Consider the following 16,898-nt stretch of genomic DNA (forward strand, 5'->3'; position numbering starts at 1 on the left):
AGCGGGGAATTCCCGCTCCCGTTTTAATTGTACAATGAAACGGAACAGCATTGCATGAATATTCAGCTCTCTAGACGGTCCCTGGTGGGTCGCATCTCTTTCGTCCCGGTCTTGTTGCTGGGGCTGACGTTTTTTTTCTGTACAGGGTCTCGTCCTGTCCTGGCCGCGCAGGTTACGGTCTTTCTGCCTTATGAAAAAGGGGCGTCCTCTGTTAAACAGGAAGGGGAACTCAAAGATCTTGGGTTTGTCGAAGCCGTGTACACGGAGGCCTTGGGGCTTCTGCCGGGACAGCTCGGTGAACTGCGTGGCCGCTACCTCAAGGAATTCCTGGCCCCCCGTGCCGGGCATTTTGTTCTGAGCTATTCCCAGGGGGCCGTGGTCAAAAAGGAAGAAGGGGCGCAGGCCACCATGGATGTCCGGGTGAACCGTGGAGCCTTGAAAAGCCTTTTGCAGCGTCTCGGGCTTTTCAACACTCTGCAGGCCGGGATGCCCTTTACTCTGTCGTTCAAAGGTCCCATGCCCGAGGATATCGGCCAGCTTAACCATTTGCAGGTTCTTTCCGGGGTGGTCCCGGACACCACTTCGCAGCCCGACCTGGAAGTCAGCACCAGGCTGGCCGATGGCAAGACCATCTGGAGAGCCAGGCTGGTATCCGGGGAGGATTTCTGGGAAGCCGCCGGTCCCAATCTGGATGATGTTTGGTATCGCGTGTGGAGTGGATTTTTCAGCCGCAAGGCGACCACGTTGGAAAGCAGGGCCGAACTTCCTTTGACAGTCAGCGGTTGGTTTTTCCCCGAAGGTGCGTCTGCATTTGATCAGGTCCTGGCATCCTGGGATCCGCTGGTGAGCCATCGGACACTGCAAAATGTAAATTTGAACGGTGTGGGCGTAAGTGCCCGCTGGTCCGTGGCGTTCTCGGACAGAAACGAGTTGGAAGCCCGTTTGGCGGAGTATACGCACAGTCGGGGATTGTCATTCATTTTGGGCAGCACCAATAATACCGCACAAACCACGGCTGCCCCCGAGCAGGGTGCGGACACTACCGGAGGTACACCATGAATGAGAGGTTGGCATTCCTGGGGCGGATCCTGATTTTATGCCTGGCGCTGCTGGCAATGGTCTTCGGTACTACGTTCGCCCGGGCCGCCTACGAGCTGCCGTTGTCGGGGGCGGCAACCGTTTCGTATCTGGAAGGGCACGCGACCCTGGAAAATGAAGGCAGCACTGCTCTGCTTGCCAAAGGGCAGGACATCAAGGCGCCAGCCACTGTGCACGTGGAAAACGACGGCAAACTGGAGCTTCTCCTCCCCGAAGGCAGTGTGGTCCGCTTTGCTTCGGCCACGGATTTCAGCCTTGTGAGTGCCACGGCCACAGGAACCAGCCGCCACATTGAAGTCGATGTGGCCATGGGGGACTGCTGGGCTTCGGTAAAGGACTTTCTGGGCGAGACGGAGTTCGAGGTCAATTCGCCGACGGCCGTGGCCGGAGTGGCTGGAACCAAGTATCGGCTCAACGTGGGGAACGACGATTTTTCCCGCTATCTTGTTTATCGCGGGAAGGTTCGGGTCAAGCGTCGTTGGACGGGCACAGCCCAGGAAGGGCCTCGGGTCCGGGTTGCCGGGCCGGAACGCGTTCAGGGACCTTCCCGGGTGGATGTAGGCACCTGGATGGAAATTATTTCTGCCGGGTATCAGTTTGTTATTCGGCCCGATGGCCGGTACGACAGTCCCAAGAAGTTCAACCTGGACCAGGATTTGAAAAGTCCGTGGGTTCGCTGGAATATGGAGCGGGACAAAGAATTGGGAATGTAATTTTTGATTCGGGAATGGCTGGGTGACGGACAGCGAGGTGCTGGCGGATGCAAAGCGGCAGAGCGTCTGGAGCTGGAACGGCATACGGCAGGGTGTGGACACTTCCCAATGTCCTGACCATTTTTCGCATTCTGCTGACCCCGGTCTTTATTCTTCTGTTTTTGCAAGGGGGCTACTGGTGGGCTTTGTCCATATTTACAGTGGCCGCTTTGACCGATGGGCTGGATGGCTTCATTGCCAAGCGCTACGCCCAAATAAGCAGGCTGGGGGAGGTGCTTGATCCCCTAGCGGACAAGGCGCTGGTCGTTACCTCCTTTCTCTGTCTGGCCGCGCGTGGCTTTATTCCCCTCTGGCTTGCCGTAATGGTCATAACGCGCGATCTGATCATTGTCGGCGGGCTTTTTCTGGTTCATTTCGCCGGGGTGGACCTGAGCAACCGCATTCATCCCACATGGATCAGCAAGTGCAATACCGCAGCCCAGCTTACTCTTGTGGTTCTGGTTCTGGTGCGAGTGGCGGGCCGTACGACGTTTGGCTGGGAGGGAGCGCTGGAGATCCTCGTGGCCGTGCTTACCTGTTTGAGCTGCTTTCAGTATGTGCTGAAGGGCGTTTGCTTGTTGCGTAAGTAAAAGCATCTCCACGCAGCGGAAACGATTTTCCCCAATAAAAAAACCGCATCGTTGCCGATGCGGTTTATATTTTTTTGAAGCATATAAAAGCCTGTGTTCAGGCGTCTTTCTTCTCGTCGTCCTTATCTGGATCAGGGGTTACATCGATCTCTTCAGGTTCACTGGTTGCCTTACGGAAATTTTTGATGGCTCTGCCAAGTCCTCCACCGATTTCCGGCAACTTGTTAGCCCCAAAAATGATGAGAATGATTACCAGGATGATAATAAGTTCCGGCATTCCTATTCCGAACATGCAATTCCTCCGTTAATCGTATGTCGAGCCTATACACCTGGACTATCGGCAGGTCAAGCTGGCCAAATTATTTGATTGGGTTCCTCCCGCTTTTTTTCGATGGTATTCTTCGAGGTTGCGCAAGGCATGCGTACGCCCTGGCAGCCCACGCCGAGCGGGGGAATTCGTCTCTTGCCATGCAACGAGGGGATACGTATTCTCTCAAGCTGAACACGACGTTGTGAAATCTGATTTGAATACATTTGGACAAGATGAGCCGAGTATCCAGACTGCCAGGCCGTGATTGCCTTTATTATCGCCAGGGACGCTGTCTTCGTGAAGAATACAGAAATCCGATGTTGCGGCGTGATTGGTTCTGCCGGGTTTTATTGGAGTGGGAAAGGGCTCACGATGAATTCATAGACAGGGCCGAGTGTTTCAACCTGCCCGACGCCCAGGCTGGGGCGCTTTGGGAGCGGTTGTTTCTGTCCATGCAGGGCAAATGCTCCCGTTGTGACGAGTACGAGGCTGGGGGCGATTTGGGAGAAGCTATTGATTGCCGACATTTTGTGGATGGGTTGTGCCTGAAAGCCTTGCCTGTCTGCGAAGGGATTTGTCGGGAATTCACCCCCATGTCCATACAGGAGTAGCGTTCCTTCGGATTTTTTCTCCAGACGTACAGTCCGGATTTCCGATAGCAAACCAACGAGTCAGGAGATTAAACAAGCCAATGGTTATTTTATTCCCTTTCATGCATCCTGTTTTGTGTGATCGGATGCTGCTCCCCGGCATGCGTCTTTTCAATCCCGGCCTGCAAAATGTTTCCGGGGCGGACAACGGCGAAAGCAACGCTTCCCTGTACTTTTGCCCTGAAGAGCTGCCTATGGACACCCGCGCTGCGGGCAGGTACGTACGCGACGCCATCAACTTCGGGCAGGGCTACAAGGAACCTCGCGATCTCGCCTCCCTGGCTGCTGCAGGAGTTAATGATTTCTATACGGGAACGGCCATGAGCATCCTTTCGGAGCTCAACGCCATGGAGCAAGGAAAAAAACAGGATTCTGAGGATAATCTCAAAGAATCGCTGACAAAAGCCCAGGCATTGCTTCTTTTCGCCTGGACTTTTGAACAGGCACAGACAGAGGCCGTGAATCTGGATGTCCGTTTTCAGGAAGGGTATGCCAAGTTGCGCGACACTCTGGGGCTGAATGAATCTGATGATGACGATGCCCGTGACTTGGCGGGCATGACCGATATAAGGCCCGATGGAGCAGGTGAACAGGTGAGGCGGGATATCGTGGCCGGATGGCGCGGTATTTTTGAAGCCATATGCGCCTTTTTGCCGGAAGATGCCCAGTTGGCTGCTTTTTCTCCGGAAATAGCTTCCGATCTGGACGAATACGGGGTGGCGGCTACAGCTGCCGACGGTCATCCATGGGAAGGCATGAACGTGCGTATGTTCCGGGCTCCGGGCTGGCAAATGGCGGGGCGCAAGAACCTGCCCAAAGACAAACCCTGGCTTGCGACGGAACGCACCATGTTTTTGCTGACCGCAAGGGCCACTGAAGTTGGAGAAAGTATATAATGAAAACTTGTGCAACACTCAGCCCGGAAATACGCCAACAAATGTTCGGTGCGTGCCGGGGGGTGGTGTTTGACTGTGATGGGGTCCTTATTGATTCGTTTGGAAGTAATCTGAAGTACTACAACCTGATGCTGGAAAAGTTGGAGCTTCCGCCCATGACTCCGGAGCAGGAGCGTTACGTCCATATTCATACTGCGGGCGAAGGACTGCGTTTTATTTTTCCGGAAGAATACCATGATCGAATTCCGCAGATGGTTGCCGAATTCGATTACAGGGACGTCCTGCCCAGCCTGCGCATAGAGGAAGGGCTGGTGGAGTTGCTGGATTTCCTCAAGGCCAATGAATACCTTTTGGGAATTCACACCAACCGCAGCACGACCATGAATATGGTGCTGGAGCATTTTGGTCTGACCGATTACTTCGGCCCGATCATGACTCCGAGCAATGTCAAACCCAAGCCCAATCCCGAGGGTGTCTTCTCTATTCTCGAACAATGGAATCTGACACCGGACCGGCTTGTTTTCATCGGAGATTCGAGCCTGGATCAGATGGCTGCCAACAGCTCCAATGTTCCGTTCTGGGCCTTTAAGAATCCTGACCTTGAAGCCGACCTGCATGTGGAGGGTTTTCCTGCTTTGCTGGGCTGCTGGAAGGATTTTGCCGGGAATGGAAACCAAAAATAAGCTTGATTTGTCAGGCGCGGTATGCATACTTAAAAAACATACGCCGGGAAATTGTAACCTGGTGCTCAAACAGGAGGAAAAATGCCCGTTTTCGGCAACTTTTTGGGTGCTGTAGCTTGGCTTGTCAGCACCATCCTTACTCTCTATTTCTGGGTCGTCCTCATTTCCGCGTTGCTGAGCTGGGTCAACCCCGACCCATACAATCCCATCGTCCGGACATTGCGCAACCTTACTGAGCCTGTTTTCTATCGTGTGCGTCGCTGGTTGCCGTTTGTGGTTGTAGGCGGGATGGACCTTTCCCCCATCGTGGTTATTTTAGCCATTCAGTTCATCAAGATGTTTCTTGTCCGAACTTTGTACCAGTTGGCGGGAAGCCCCATTTTTTAAATTTTGGTACAGGAGAGCGTCGTGAATCTTTCCAAGATAGACGTCGTGAATAAAAAGTTTTCCAAGCAGTTCCGTGGGTACAACGTCCAGGAAGTCGAGCAGTTCATGCAGGAGATGGGCGAGACTCTCGGAGACTTGGCTGAAGACAAAACTGTTTTGGAAGACAAGGCAGCCAGACAGGAAACGCTTTTGGAGGAACATAAGCAGCGCGAAGAGACTTTGCGCGATACGCTGATGACCACCCAGAAGATGATTGATCAGCTCAAGGCGACTGCCCGTAAGGAAGCCCAGCTGATTATTGAGGAGGCTCAGCAAAAGGCTGAGGAAATCCTCAACCAGGCCCACCTCAGGCTTGCCCAGATCCATGATGACATCACTGAGCTCAAGCGACAGAGAACCCAGTTTGAAGTCAAGCTACGCAGTCTGCTTGATGCACATTTCCAGATTTTGGATATGGAAAATCAGGAGCAGGAAGAAATAGAGGCTCTTGAATCCAAGCTGAAGTTTTTCAAAAAGGCGAAATAGCTTGACCGCCAACGAGCTGCAGAAATCTCACCCCGCATATGTCAGACCCTCGGGAGAGAGGGCATGGCTGCTTTCCGTCTGGGTTCAACCCGGGGCCTCCAAGACGGAAACGGTGGGGTTGTATCAGGAGCGGCTCAAGGTAAAGGTCAACGCGCCTGCCAACGACAACAAGGCCAATAAAGCGCTGTGTGCTTTTGTTGCCAAGAGCCTGGGCTTGCGAAAAAATCAGGTCGGGGTCGACTCTGGACGCACCAGCCGCAAGAAATCTTTGCTTATTCAATCGGAACACTCCATCTCCTGGAATAGACTTCTTCCTGGAGATGGCGCGAACATCAACGCATAAGGGGTACGAAACCATGGAACAGTTTGAGATGGATTTGATTGAGAAGCACATGGCCCAGGACATGGAACTCAAGTCCCTATGGGATCTGCACCTTGAATACGAACAGCGTCTTGAAAAGCTGCTGAACAAGCCCTTCCTATCCCCTACCGAAGAATCGGATGTGAAGGAACTGAAGAAAAAGAAACTTGCCGGCAAGACGAAACTTCAGTCCTTGCTGGACAAATATAAATGAAATAACGGAGGGTGCGATGGAGCTCACAGGAGCTCAGATACTGCTGGAATGTCTGAAACGGGAGGGCGTTGACGTAATATTCGGGTTCCCTGGTGGAGCCGTTATCGATATTTACGACGAAATACCCAATTATCCTTTCAAACATATCCTGGTCCGCCACGAACAGGGGGCCATCCACGCGGCAGACGGATACGCCCGGGCCACAGGTCGGCCCGGCGTCTGCCTCGTGACCTCTGGACCCGGCGCGACGAATACCGTCACCGGAATCGCCACGGCTTACATGGATTCGATCCCCGTGGTCATCTTCACCGGCCAGGTTCCCACGCCACTTATAGGCAACGATGCCTTCCAGGAAGTGGACATTGTGGGAATCACCCGGCCATGCACAAAGCACAACTATCTGGTTAAGAACATCGATGATCTGGCTCTTATCGTGCGTCGGGCTTTCTATCTTGCCCGCACAGGACGGCCGGGTCCTGTACTTGTGGACTTGCCCAAGGATTTGATGCAGGCGGTTACTCGTTTCGAATACCCCGGTGACGAGGCCGTACGCATGCCCAGTTACAATCCGAATGTTAAGCCCAACAAACGGCAGATTCTTAAACTGGCAGATGTGCTGACCAAGGCTGAACGGCCTGTTATCTACGCGGGCGGCGGAGTTATCTCCTCCGACTCGCACGAAGAGCTGACCTGGCTGGCTCGTACTCTTAAAATACCGGTTACGGCCACCCTTATGGGGTTGGGCTGCTTTCCGGCCAGCGATCCCCTCTGGCTCGGCATGCTTGGTATGCATGGCACCTTTGCGGCAAACAGGGCCATCCAGGGAGCAGACCTTATTCTGGCCGTGGGCGCGCGTTTTGACGACCGCGTTACCGGCAAGGTCAAGGAGTTCGCTCCGGAAGCCCGTATCGTGCACATTGATGTGGACCCGACCTCCATCCAGAAGAACGTCCGGGTGGATGTCCCCATGGTCGCCGACTGTAAGCTTGCATTGGCGGCGGTCAAGCATGAGCTGCAACCTATCACGGAGGCCGTGGACTTCTCGGCCAACCATGAAACGTGGCTGCGGCGTATTGCCCGCTGGAAAAGGGAACAGCCTCTGCATTACGAACCGGCAGAGGGAGGCGTCATAAAGCCCCAAGCCGTAGTGGAGACCATCCACGAGCTTGTGGGCGAAATGCGCGGCGGCGAGGCCATCATCTGCACCGAAGTAGGGCAGAATCAGATGTGGGCCGCTCAGTTCTACGGCTATGAAAAGCCCAGAACATTCCTGTCCTCCGGTGGCCTGGGTACTATGGGATACGGCTTTCCTGCTGCCATTGGCGCGCAGATGGCCCATCCCGACAAGCTGGTCATTGATGTGGCGGGCGATGGTTCCATACAGATGAATATTCAGGAACTCGCCACCGCAGTCTGTAACAAACTGCCTGTGAAGATTGTGATTTTAAACAACGCCTACCTGGGCATGGTGCGGCAGTGGCAGGAGCTTTTCTACAATGAAAACTACTGCGAAACCTGCATGGATGCCCAACCCGATTTCGTCCGTTTGGCAGAGGCCTACGGAGCAGGAGGGTACAGGGTAGACAAGGCCTCCGAGGTCAAGGACGTTCTGCGCAGGGCATTTGAAGACCCCCGTCCCGTTATTGTGGACGTGCGCGTTAGCCGCGAGGAAAACGTGTACCCCATGGTTCCGGCTGGCAAATCCTTAACCGAGATGCTTCTTGTGTAGGGAGGGGACCATGACTGCCAACAGACACGTTCTTTCCGTTATTGTTGAAAATGAACCCGGTGTTCTTTCCCGTGTGGCCGGACTCATTAGTGGACGCGGGTTCAATATCGAATCGCTCAACGTTGCTCCGACCCTCGAAGCGGGCGTTTCGCATATGACCATTACCACCTGTGGAGATAAAGGCATTATCGAGCAGGTGGTTAAACAGCTGCGCAAACTCGTAACCACCATCAAGGTTGTGGATTTTTGCGAACACGTAGCTGTGGAGCGGGAAATGATCCTGCTCAAGGTGAATGCGGAAGATTCCCGCCGAGCCGAAATTCTGCGTATAGTGGATATTTTCCGGTGCAAGGTTGTTGACGTCAGTTTGGATGAGCTTACGGTAGAAGCCACCGGTGATACCGGCAAGATTCAGGCGCTTATCAACATGTTGCAGCGGTTCGGTATCAAGGAAATTGCCAGAACCGGCACTGTTGCCATGAAGCGCAGCATGCAGTAAATCCCAAATCGCCCCCTTCCTGCTCGTGCCAGGGCAGGAAGGGGTGTTTATTTGTAACTTAATGAAGGAAGCGAGGAAATCAATGAAAGTCTATTACGAAAACGACGCAGACCTGACTCTTTTGAAAGACAAGACGGTCGCGATCATCGGATACGGCAGCCAGGGGCATGCTCATGCCCAGAACCTGCGTGATTCCGGCGTGAACGTTGTCGTCGGTCAGCGTCCCGGTGGTCCCAACTATGATCTGGCAAAAGCCGACGGTTTCGAACCGCTGAGCGCTTCCGATGCCGCTGCCAAGGCAGACATGATCATGATTCTGACACCTGACCAGTATCAGAAGGCTCTGTACGACCAGGACATCAAGCCCAACCTCAAGCCCGGTAACATCCTGGCTTTTGCCCACGGCTTCAACATCCATTTCGGACAGATTGTGGCTCCCGCCGACGTGGACGTCGTTATGATCGCTCCCAAGGGACCCGGCCACCTGGTGCGCCGTACCTACACGCAGGGCGGCGCTGTGCCTGCTGTTTACGCTGTAGCGCAGGACGCTTCCGGCAAGGCGAAAGACATCGCCCTGGCATATGCCAAGGGTATCGGTGCAACCCGTTCCGGTGTTTTGGAAACCACCTTCCGCGAAGAAACCGAGACCGACCTGTTCGGTGAGCAGGCCGTGCTTTGCGGCGGCGTCAGCGAACTGATCAAGGCCGGATTCGAAACGCTGGTTGAAGCCGGATATCAGCCGGAAATCGCCTATTTTGAATGCCTGCACGAAATGAAGCTGATCGTGGACCTGTTCTACGAGGGCGGACTGGCCAAAATGCGTTGGTCTGTCAGCGACACCGCCGAATACGGCGACTACACTCGTGGGCCCCGGGTTATCAACGAGGAAAGCCGCGCTCAGATGCGTCAGATCCTCAAAGAGATCCAGCAGGGCGAATTTGCCCGCGATTTCATCCTGGAAAACCAGGCTGGAAACCCGCACTTCAAGGCCATGCGCCGCATTAATGCCGAACATCAGATTGAAGAAGTGGGCGGACGCCTGCGCGAGATGATGCAGTGGCTTAAGAAGTAACGGACCGAGCAATCAAAAAAGGGGAGAATCCTTTCACAGGATTCTCCCCTTTTTTTGTGTCCAGCGCAGGAGCCATTCCCCTAAGATTGGCGGAGTCTTGCCCGGCGCGGGATAAAGGTGGTGCGGAGAAATTCCGGGTGCAGCAGGTAAAAAGGGTTGGCGATGACTTTGTCCGGAAGGATGTGATACCAGCGATATCCCAGAGAATGGTAGAACAGGCGGGCCTTGTCCCGGCATCCGGCTTCCGTGGCCGCCAGAAGAGCGGCGTCCCGTTGGCAGCGTGATGCACGGACCACAGTCAGCACTCGGGGTGCATACCCGTGGCGATTGAAAATTTCACGGATTCGTTGAAATTCTCTGAAACGCGACAATGCGTCCAATTGGCAGAGGGCGGTTGCCCAGGCAAAGCAGCAGGTAAGCAGCATGGCGACACCGCATTCAAGGAGCCGCTGTTCTCCCAAGAGAAAAAAGGCACGCCAAGCCGACATGGATGAAAGAGCCACCGCTTTGAAAGAAGTGGCATGGGGCCAGGGTGCAACCTTGAGGTAGCGGAGTATTTCCAGTGCAATGCCGTTCATGGTGTGCCGTCCGAGTCTCTTAGTTTCCCGGACGACACACCAAAAAGTCAAGAGCAAATGGTTTGAACGGCGGCGGCCACCTGGTCCAACGGAATATCACTGCGGATTTCCACTTCGCCAATGGCCTTGGGAAGAATGAAGATATTTTTCCCCTGACGAACCTTCTTATCCGCAGAAAGAAGGGACATGATTGCGTCCGGGTTCATATCCAGTTTATTAACAGCAAGTTTGTACCTGTCCAACAAGGCGTCATGCAACCGTCTTTCCTCGTGAGGAAAGATCCCTAATCTTTCAGCCACTTCCGCAATGATACGCATGCCATAAGCCACACACAGCCCATGGCCCAGGGTATAGCCCGAGGCCGCTTCTATGGCGTGACCAACGGTATGCCCGTAGTTCAGAATCATGCGGACATTTCCTTCCCGTTCATCAGCTTCGACCACTTCTGCCTTGATGCGGCAGCAGGCGGCGACACACTTCGCCACTACCGCATGGTTGTTGGCAACCACGCCCTCCACATTGTCCGAAAGATAGTCGAACAGTTTGTGGTTCCGAATGATGGCTGTTTTGATGACCTCGGCCAAACCGTTGTTCATCTCTTCACGGGGCAGGGTGTCCAAAGCGGCCACGTCTATACAGACATGGCGGGGTTGGTAAAACAGACCGCAGAAGTTTTTGCCGCTTTCAATGTTCACGGCAACTTTACCGCCCACACTGGAGTCCACCTGGGAAAGCAGGGTGGTAGGCACTTGGATGAAGGGAATTCCTCGCATGTAGCAGCCTGCCACGTATCCTGCCAAATCGCCGACAACGCCGCCGCCAAGGGCTATGACGCAGCCGGAGCGGTCAAAGCCGAAACGACGCAGACTGTCCAGTATGTGACCGAACTCTCCCAAACTTTTACTGGCTTCCCCGCACGGAACAGACACCAAGGCGCAGTCGATACCAAGGGCATCGAGTTCTTTTTCAAGAGAGCGTCCGAAAAGCCGTTCCGTGGTTGTGTCACAGACAATGCAGTAGCGGGAGCCTATACCGCACTCGGCTATCCAGCCGGGCAATTGCGCAAGCAAGTTTTCGCCCACATAAATATCGTAGGAGGCGTCGCAATTGTGCTGCAAGGAAACCCGAATGGTTTCGGGAGTCTTTTCGGTGTTCATTTGGGCGTGGCCTCTTCCTGATGGCGGAGTGATTCCTCATGGATGTACTGGTAAACACGCAGCAGGAATTCCTCGCTCAGGCCGCGTTCCACACCGCTCTCGATGCGGGACTTGAGCGTTTCCTTCCAACGGCGAGGCTGGAACAAGGAGATGTTGTTCTCTTTCTTGAATTTGCCCAGGGATTGCGCAACTTCCATGCGCTGGCTCAGAAGGCCGATGACCGCCTTGTCGATTTCATCGATGATGGTCCGCATGGCGATAATCTGGTCACGAACCACAGCGCCGTCGGTGGACGGACGCTTGGGGGTAAGCGCACGCAACATTTTGCCCAGATCGTCCGGTGTAAGCTGCTGTTTGGCGTCGGAAAGGGCTACTGAAGGATCGATATGGGATTCGATCATCAATCCGTCGAAAGTCAGCTCCAAGGCCGTCTGGGCAACTTCCTGCACCAACTCGCGCTTGCCGCTGATATGGCTGGGGTCGCAGAACATAGGCAGTTCGGGAACACGGCGGCGCAGCTCGATGGGAATTTTCCAGTTGGGCTTGTTGCGGAACTTGCTGCTTTTGTACGCCGTAAAGCCGCGGTGGATGGCTGCCAGCTTGGTAATGCCTGCCTGGTTGAGGCGTTCCATGGTGCCGAGCCAGAGCTCGATATCCGGGTTGATGGGGTTTTTCACCATCACCGGGATATCCACGCCTTTGAGCGCATCAGCTATGGGCTGTACGGAAAAAGGGTTTACCGTTGTACGAGCGCCTATCCAGAGCACGTCGATACCGGCTTTGAGGCAGGCTTCCACATGCTGTGGGTTGGCAACTTCGGTCGTTACGGGAATGCCCGCGGCCTCTCCGGCGGCTTTCAGCCAGGCGAGTCCTTTTTCGCCTACGCCTTCAAAGCATCCCGGACGGGTACGGGGTTTCCAAATGCCGGCGCGCAAGAGACTTACGGGGTGGTCTTTCAGCCCCTTGGCGGTTTCAACCAATTGTTCTTCGGATTCAGCGCTACAAGGACCGGCGATGATGAACGGTCCTTCATGGGGAATACCCCAATCTGCGAGCGGTCTGACTTTCAATGATGCACCCATGCTGTATACCTGCTTTTGCCTTTTGGGATGATAAAAAAGAGGGGTACCAACCGTTACAGTCCGCCTGCAGAGATGTGGAAGACTGAGAAGTTTTGAGTATTGCGTAAAACTACGTGTCTAGCAACTGTTGGAATGGACTCTGGAATTCTGTCCCTGGGCTAAGGCATGGCAACCATGGCCAGCTCCATTTTTCCCCATATGCCGACTTCTTTTCCGTACTGTACAAAGACGCCCTCCACGCCTTCGTCCTCCAGTGCCCTTGCTCCGGCAATGACCTTGTGGACGTCCTTGGGGCCGTGCAACAGGTTGGCAAGTCCCGTGGCTGCAGCGTCCGCCAGTGAGGCGTTGCTGGACCGGACCGTCACAAGGTCTCCGTTGCCGAAGCTCAGCGAATGGCCGATCGTTCCTGACGAAGAACAGAAGGAGACGGGAAAATCCTGAGGCGGTACTGTGATACCGACGATCATATCGTTGGTCGGATCGGGGAGAAGGCCCACGGTGCGCTCCCTGGTCGAAAAGGCGTAAATATCACCGCCGTTTTCCACAAGAATATCGGGGCTGATGTAGTGCAGGCGTTCGGCCGTCATCTGCGCGATGGTCCCCGCTACCGCTGCCATGGGGCCGACATTGGCAGCCTTGCCCGCAACGCACATGCGACGGACTATTTCCGATGCTTCGGGATGGCAATCTACGGGAACGAGGCTCCGGGCGAATTCGGGGTGGAGCGTTATGTAGGTTTCCAGTTTGGCCCGCAGGAGTCGTACGGTTTCCGCTGCTTCCTTGCTCAGGTCGCAACGGGCAATAATATGCAGGTCGGTTTCCTGAACCACAACCTGGAATCCGGTTTCGCCTGTATGGGCCGCTACCGTCTGACGGTAGGTCCTTTGGGAAGAAGTATGTGTGAGTTTCATAAATTAAAAAAGGGGCGATGAACGCCCCTTGTTGTTTTTATGGTTGAAGGACGCTTTAGAAAACGATGACCACGTTGCATTGGGCCAGGAAATTGTCCGGGGCCTCCAGCACACTTTGAAGTATCGCAGCGTCGTTGGGGCGCAACTTCAGGCTGCGGCGTTTTGAACCGGTGCCGAGAGCTTTGGCCGTGTAGGGAAGCTTGCCCGCTTTGCTGCTGCGTTGAGCCTGGGCAAGGTTCCTGTAGTAGCGGACAAAACCTCGCGAAGCCGCCACAGATACATCAATGTAGGAACCGGGATACAGTGTCTTGGACCCGCTGTAAATATTGGGCCGCATGCAGGGGTGAAAACCTGTATCCGACGCGTCGATGACCAGCCCGGTGTACGGTGTTTTTGAAGCTTGCGGTTTTTCTTGGGGAGCCGTTCCGCCAGCCCTTCCCAACGAGTTGAGCCGATCGGCCAGCTCTGTAAGTCTGGACTGCATGGTTTTCAGGGTGCGGCCCTGGCGTTCGAGTTCGAATTCCAGTTTGTTCAGCTTGATGGAATCGGAGGTATTGACCACAGGGTGAACATTCATTGTTTGTCCGGCGTATTCATGCCACGCCTCGACAAGCTGTATGAACATTTCAAGCATCTGCTCTTGTTCAAGAGAGACGTTTTGGGATGCGGAGAGTTGCTGTTCCAGCTCGTTCACCCGTTGTTCCAGGCGGTTCAGTCGCTCTTCCACGTCCGTACTGGAAACTGCAGGCAGGCCTTGTTGTATGGAGGCCCCCATGACCATGGGAACCAGAACGTCCCCCAAATTGCCGGTAAGAGGAATACTTACGCTGGCTTCGAAGGAACCGTCCGGTTGTTGGACATAGCCGTCGATGGCAGAGCCTTGCAGGACACCTTCCACCTTGGTCCGGATGGTGTCGCTGGTTACCAGAAAGTTCTCGACGGTGGTGGAGGAATCAATATGCACTCCTTTGAGAACTTCCAGCAGATTGCGCCGTGCATCCACTACGGCAGCGCGTCGGGCCAGGGCCCTGGCCTGGGCGGCATTGACCGCGCTAGGTGGAGCTATGCCGAATCCTTTGGCAGAGATGACATTGGTGATCCAGTTGATCTGGCCCTTGCCTGCGATGGTTTCGACGCCGCTGTCCTGGGCAAAGGCCTCGGGTATTGCCAGCATCCCCACGAGACAAATTACGACCAGACCTTGCAGGAGTATTTGTTTTTTTTCCATGAGCCCCCTCCTTGCGCGGTTTTTATTGTTGGGCCCGCGTTGGGCAGGCTTCAGGTTCCTTTTGCAGTACGGGCGTAATGTTCACGTCGCCCAGGAAGACGTCTGCGGACGGTTTTGCCTTGCCCCAGAAGTTGCCGCCCAGCTCGATACGCAGGGGAGTGTAGCTCTGCACCTGGAAGGGCGAGTTGTTGGTAAACACGCAGTTGGTGAACTGCGGGCTTACGCCTTCGCCTTCAATGACCAGACCGCCTTGGCCTTCATTGTCGGCTATACGGGTGCAGGTGACGACAGGTTTGGCATTGTCGCCCAGCAGCATGGCGGCCTGGGAGGATTTGTTGATATCCCCGCCTGTCATCGTCAGCCCACTTTGGACGACGCTGACACCCGTTGCCGCTTTTGTAATGACGACGTTTTTCAGGATGGCACGCTTGCTGGACTGCAGGGCAATGCCCGACCATGCGCCGGGCTCCGCAGCCTTATCCACCGGTCCGAAACGCACTGGATGGGCGGCCTGCCCGTAGACCATCAGGGAACCACCATCCACGGTAATGCCTGCTCCGGGAGCAAACTTGAGTTCCACGCCAGGGGCTACATAGAGGACCGAGCCTTTGCCTATGCTCAGTCCAGCCTGAATCGTGTAGGGGCTCTTGTCCGGAGTCAGCAGAGCCTTACCCACGATAATCCCGGAAAGGGCGGGGCCGGGCTGCCGCAGTTTGTAAAGGTCTGGTTCGGGGAGGGCGACTGCTTCGATGGACGGTGATGCCGGACTGACGTTTCCGGCTTTGTCCACAGCTCGTACCTGAAAGTATGTCTTTTGGAAGTTTTCCTGGTCCGGGATGATAATGGTATCGGCTTCGGTCGTCAGGGCCGGAACATAGCCGGAAAGGGCCGAGGCGCTTTGCAGCACTTCGTAATGGGCCATGTCTGCCTTGGAATTCTTTGTCCAGACAAGGCTGATTTTTCCGTCCAGCGGGAAGGCCTTGAGGTCGAGAGGTGCCTTGGGGGGCAGGGCGTCTATATCCACAGTATGCACGGCGTCGAGGGAAATGGCCTGTCCTCCGGCTTCGTTGATAAGATAGCCCTTGGCCAACAGTCCGTAGGCTTCTTCACCGGGTTCGACGGCGTAGGTGCCTTCATAGATTTCACGCATGCCGAGTTCCTTTCGGACGGCAGCGATAAGTTCCGGTGTCAGCTTATGTCCCGTTTCCTCGTAATTGGCCTTGATTTCCTTGAGCACTTCTTCTTGCAATGCATCCTTGATGCTTGTGGAAACAGGTTTCAGCTCAATACCGCGTTTAAAGTCGCCAAGGTCCACATAGGCGCGGCCGGAAGGATCGCCCACCATGCGGAAGGAAATCTTTTTGCCTGCCGTAAAAGGAGCATCGGCGTTCATAACGGCAAAGAGATCGATGGTCGGTTTGGCAATCTGCTCCTTGCGAATGGCTTCCGGAACGTACACGGTGGATACGATTTCCCGGAACAGGTCGTCAGTCTGGGAGAACATTTCGGATTCCCGCAGGTTCCAGACAGCAGCCACGGTTGCCATGGCAAGACCGATCGGGGAGAGCGAGAAGCCGCCAGCGTGGGACCGCTGTACGTGTTTGGCTCGCCAGAGAAGCTCACCACTTTTCAGATCCCACATTTTGACTTCACAGCCTATGGCAATCTGGGAGTAAATGGCTGCGAAGATGCGGTCGAAGTGGGTGACTTCCCCAGTAACCAGGGCATCGACTCCGAGGATGCTGCGGAGCTTTTTCGGGTTGGTGGCCAGCATTTCCTGCAGCTGTTTCACATCTTTTATGCCTGCGTTTTTCAGGCGCATGTCCGTATCCTGCAGCTCCAAATCCTGGAAGGGCAGGGAGGATATATGGTTGTACATGCCCCGGCGGATGATAACAGCGGGGTTTTCGTCGTCGAAGTCTATGGAATAGGACTTGCGTTCAAGGTCGGCAAAGGGCGCGACGGCGACGCTGCGTGGTACATGTTTCTGGAAGTAGGGCGTGTTCTCGTATTCGCCCTGGAAGAGGTTGAATGCTTCGGAGGTTGCCAGCAGGGTACCCTGGCCTTTCTTGGTGGAGGCGATGGCGCATCCCATGGTCAGCATCAGTCCTGCCAGTGCCAGAAGACCGAACAGGCGGAATAAGTATGATTTCATTGTATTGTCTCCAGAAAGTTA

Annotated in this window: 20 protein-coding genes; 13 read left to right on the forward strand and 7 right to left on the reverse strand. The window is 54.8% G+C overall.

Annotation, left to right across the window (positions count from 1 at the left end):
* Positions 1-54: 54 nt before the first annotated feature.
* The 3 genes from ACI0FJ_RS01265 to pgsA are packed head-to-tail and all read left to right on the forward strand — an operon-like array spanning position 55 to position 2,440.
* Entirely contained in the window at positions 55-1,059 is a 1,005-nt protein-coding gene (locus tag ACI0FJ_RS01265) for a hypothetical protein (RefSeq protein ID WP_424298041.1), read from the forward strand.
* The gene (locus ACI0FJ_RS01270) at positions 1,056-1,811 is read left to right on the forward strand and encodes a FecR domain-containing protein (RefSeq protein WP_424298042.1); all 756 of its coding nucleotides are present in this window, start codon (positions 1,056-1,058) and stop codon (positions 1,809-1,811) included. The genes ACI0FJ_RS01265 and ACI0FJ_RS01270 overlap by 4 nt, the downstream gene beginning before the upstream one ends.
* Positions 1,812-1,858: 47 nt before the next feature.
* On the forward strand, positions 1,859-2,440 hold the full coding sequence (gene pgsA / locus ACI0FJ_RS01275) for a CDP-diacylglycerol--glycerol-3-phosphate 3-phosphatidyltransferase (protein WP_424298043.1): 582 nt from the start codon (positions 1,859-1,861) through the stop codon (positions 2,438-2,440).
* 97 nt (positions 2,441-2,537) lie between these two features.
* Here pgsA and ACI0FJ_RS01280 read toward each other — a convergent pair whose 3' ends face one another.
* A complete protein-coding gene (locus ACI0FJ_RS01280; RefSeq protein WP_424298044.1) occupies positions 2,538-2,732 on the reverse strand; it encodes a twin-arginine translocase TatA/TatE family subunit in 195 nt (64 codons plus the stop codon).
* Positions 2,733-3,067: 335 nt separating this feature from the next.
* Between ACI0FJ_RS01280 and ACI0FJ_RS01285 the strand changes: the two genes are divergently transcribed.
* The 10 genes from ACI0FJ_RS01285 to ilvC all read left to right on the forward strand — a co-directional run bounded on the left by ACI0FJ_RS01285 (position 3,068) and on the right by ilvC (position 9,766).
* Entirely contained in the window at positions 3,068-3,361 is a 294-nt protein-coding gene (locus tag ACI0FJ_RS01285; RefSeq protein ID WP_424298045.1) for a hypothetical protein, read from the forward strand.
* A gap of 80 nt (positions 3,362-3,441) precedes the next feature.
* Complete coding sequence (locus tag ACI0FJ_RS01290) at positions 3,442-4,296, forward strand: hypothetical protein (RefSeq protein ID WP_424298046.1); 855 nt, start codon at positions 3,442-3,444, stop codon at positions 4,294-4,296.
* Positions 4,296-4,979: an HAD family hydrolase gene (locus tag ACI0FJ_RS01295; RefSeq protein WP_424298047.1), complete on the forward strand. Its 684-nt coding sequence runs from the start codon at positions 4,296-4,298 to the stop codon at positions 4,977-4,979. Before ACI0FJ_RS01290 ends, ACI0FJ_RS01295 begins: the two co-directional genes overlap by 1 nt.
* A gap of 81 nt (positions 4,980-5,060) precedes the next feature.
* Complete coding sequence (locus ACI0FJ_RS01300; RefSeq protein WP_424298048.1) at positions 5,061-5,366, forward strand: YggT family protein; 306 nt, start codon at positions 5,061-5,063, stop codon at positions 5,364-5,366.
* Between the two features lie 21 nt (positions 5,367-5,387).
* A complete protein-coding gene (locus tag ACI0FJ_RS01305; protein ID WP_424298049.1) occupies positions 5,388-5,891 on the forward strand; it encodes a DivIVA domain-containing protein in 504 nt (167 codons plus the stop codon).
* A gap of 1 nt (position 5,892) precedes the next feature.
* Positions 5,893-6,234, forward strand: a complete 342-nt coding sequence (locus tag ACI0FJ_RS01310; RefSeq protein WP_424298050.1) for a DUF167 domain-containing protein — start codon at positions 5,893-5,895, stop codon at positions 6,232-6,234.
* A 13-nt stretch (positions 6,235-6,247) separates the two neighbouring features.
* Entirely contained in the window at positions 6,248-6,466 is a 219-nt protein-coding gene (locus ACI0FJ_RS01315; protein ID WP_424298051.1) for a DUF465 domain-containing protein, read from the forward strand.
* A 16-nt stretch (positions 6,467-6,482) separates the two neighbouring features.
* The gene (gene ilvB / locus ACI0FJ_RS01320; protein WP_424298052.1) at positions 6,483-8,195 is read left to right on the forward strand and encodes a biosynthetic-type acetolactate synthase large subunit; all 1,713 of its coding nucleotides are present in this window, start codon (positions 6,483-6,485) and stop codon (positions 8,193-8,195) included.
* 10 nt (positions 8,196-8,205) lie between these two features.
* Positions 8,206-8,694: an acetolactate synthase small subunit gene (gene ilvN / locus ACI0FJ_RS01325; RefSeq protein WP_424298053.1), complete on the forward strand. Its 489-nt coding sequence runs from the start codon at positions 8,206-8,208 to the stop codon at positions 8,692-8,694.
* A gap of 82 nt (positions 8,695-8,776) precedes the next feature.
* Positions 8,777-9,766: a ketol-acid reductoisomerase gene (gene ilvC, locus ACI0FJ_RS01330; protein ID WP_424298054.1), complete on the forward strand. Its 990-nt coding sequence runs from the start codon at positions 8,777-8,779 to the stop codon at positions 9,764-9,766.
* A gap of 80 nt (positions 9,767-9,846) precedes the next feature.
* Here the strand turns inward: ilvC and ACI0FJ_RS01335 are convergent, their stop codons facing one another.
* The 6 genes from ACI0FJ_RS01335 to ACI0FJ_RS01360 all read right to left on the reverse strand — a co-directional run bounded on the left by ACI0FJ_RS01335 (position 9,847) and on the right by ACI0FJ_RS01360 (position 16,877).
* On the reverse strand, positions 9,847-10,344 hold the full coding sequence (locus ACI0FJ_RS01335; RefSeq protein WP_424298055.1) for a hypothetical protein: 498 nt from the start codon (positions 10,342-10,344) through the stop codon (positions 9,847-9,849).
* A gap of 47 nt (positions 10,345-10,391) precedes the next feature.
* Entirely contained in the window at positions 10,392-11,501 is a 1,110-nt protein-coding gene (gene aroB, locus ACI0FJ_RS01340) for a 3-dehydroquinate synthase (RefSeq protein WP_424298056.1), read from the reverse strand.
* Positions 11,498-12,583: a bifunctional 3-deoxy-7-phosphoheptulonate synthase/chorismate mutase type II gene (locus ACI0FJ_RS01345; protein WP_424298057.1), complete on the reverse strand. Its 1,086-nt coding sequence runs from the start codon at positions 12,581-12,583 to the stop codon at positions 11,498-11,500. The genes aroB and ACI0FJ_RS01345 overlap by 4 nt, the downstream gene beginning before the upstream one ends.
* Before the next feature lie 158 nt (positions 12,584-12,741).
* A complete protein-coding gene (locus ACI0FJ_RS01350; protein ID WP_424298058.1) occupies positions 12,742-13,494 on the reverse strand; it encodes a UPF0280 family protein in 753 nt (250 codons plus the stop codon).
* Between the two features lie 55 nt (positions 13,495-13,549).
* On the reverse strand, positions 13,550-14,722 hold the full coding sequence (locus ACI0FJ_RS01355; RefSeq protein WP_424298059.1) for an LPP20 family lipoprotein: 1,173 nt from the start codon (positions 14,720-14,722) through the stop codon (positions 13,550-13,552).
* A 22-nt stretch (positions 14,723-14,744) separates the two neighbouring features.
* Positions 14,745-16,877 carry a GNA1162 family protein gene (locus ACI0FJ_RS01360; protein ID WP_424298060.1) on the reverse strand — a complete coding sequence of 711 codons (2,133 nt, stop codon included), beginning with the start codon at positions 16,875-16,877 and terminating at the stop codon, positions 14,745-14,747.
* Positions 16,878-16,898 lie beyond the last annotated feature (21 nt).

The sequence above is a fragment of the Desulfovibrio sp. 7SRBS1 genome (assembly GCF_049723905.1).
In the GTDB taxonomy this organism is placed as follows: Bacteria; Desulfobacterota; Desulfovibrionia; order Desulfovibrionales; family Desulfovibrionaceae.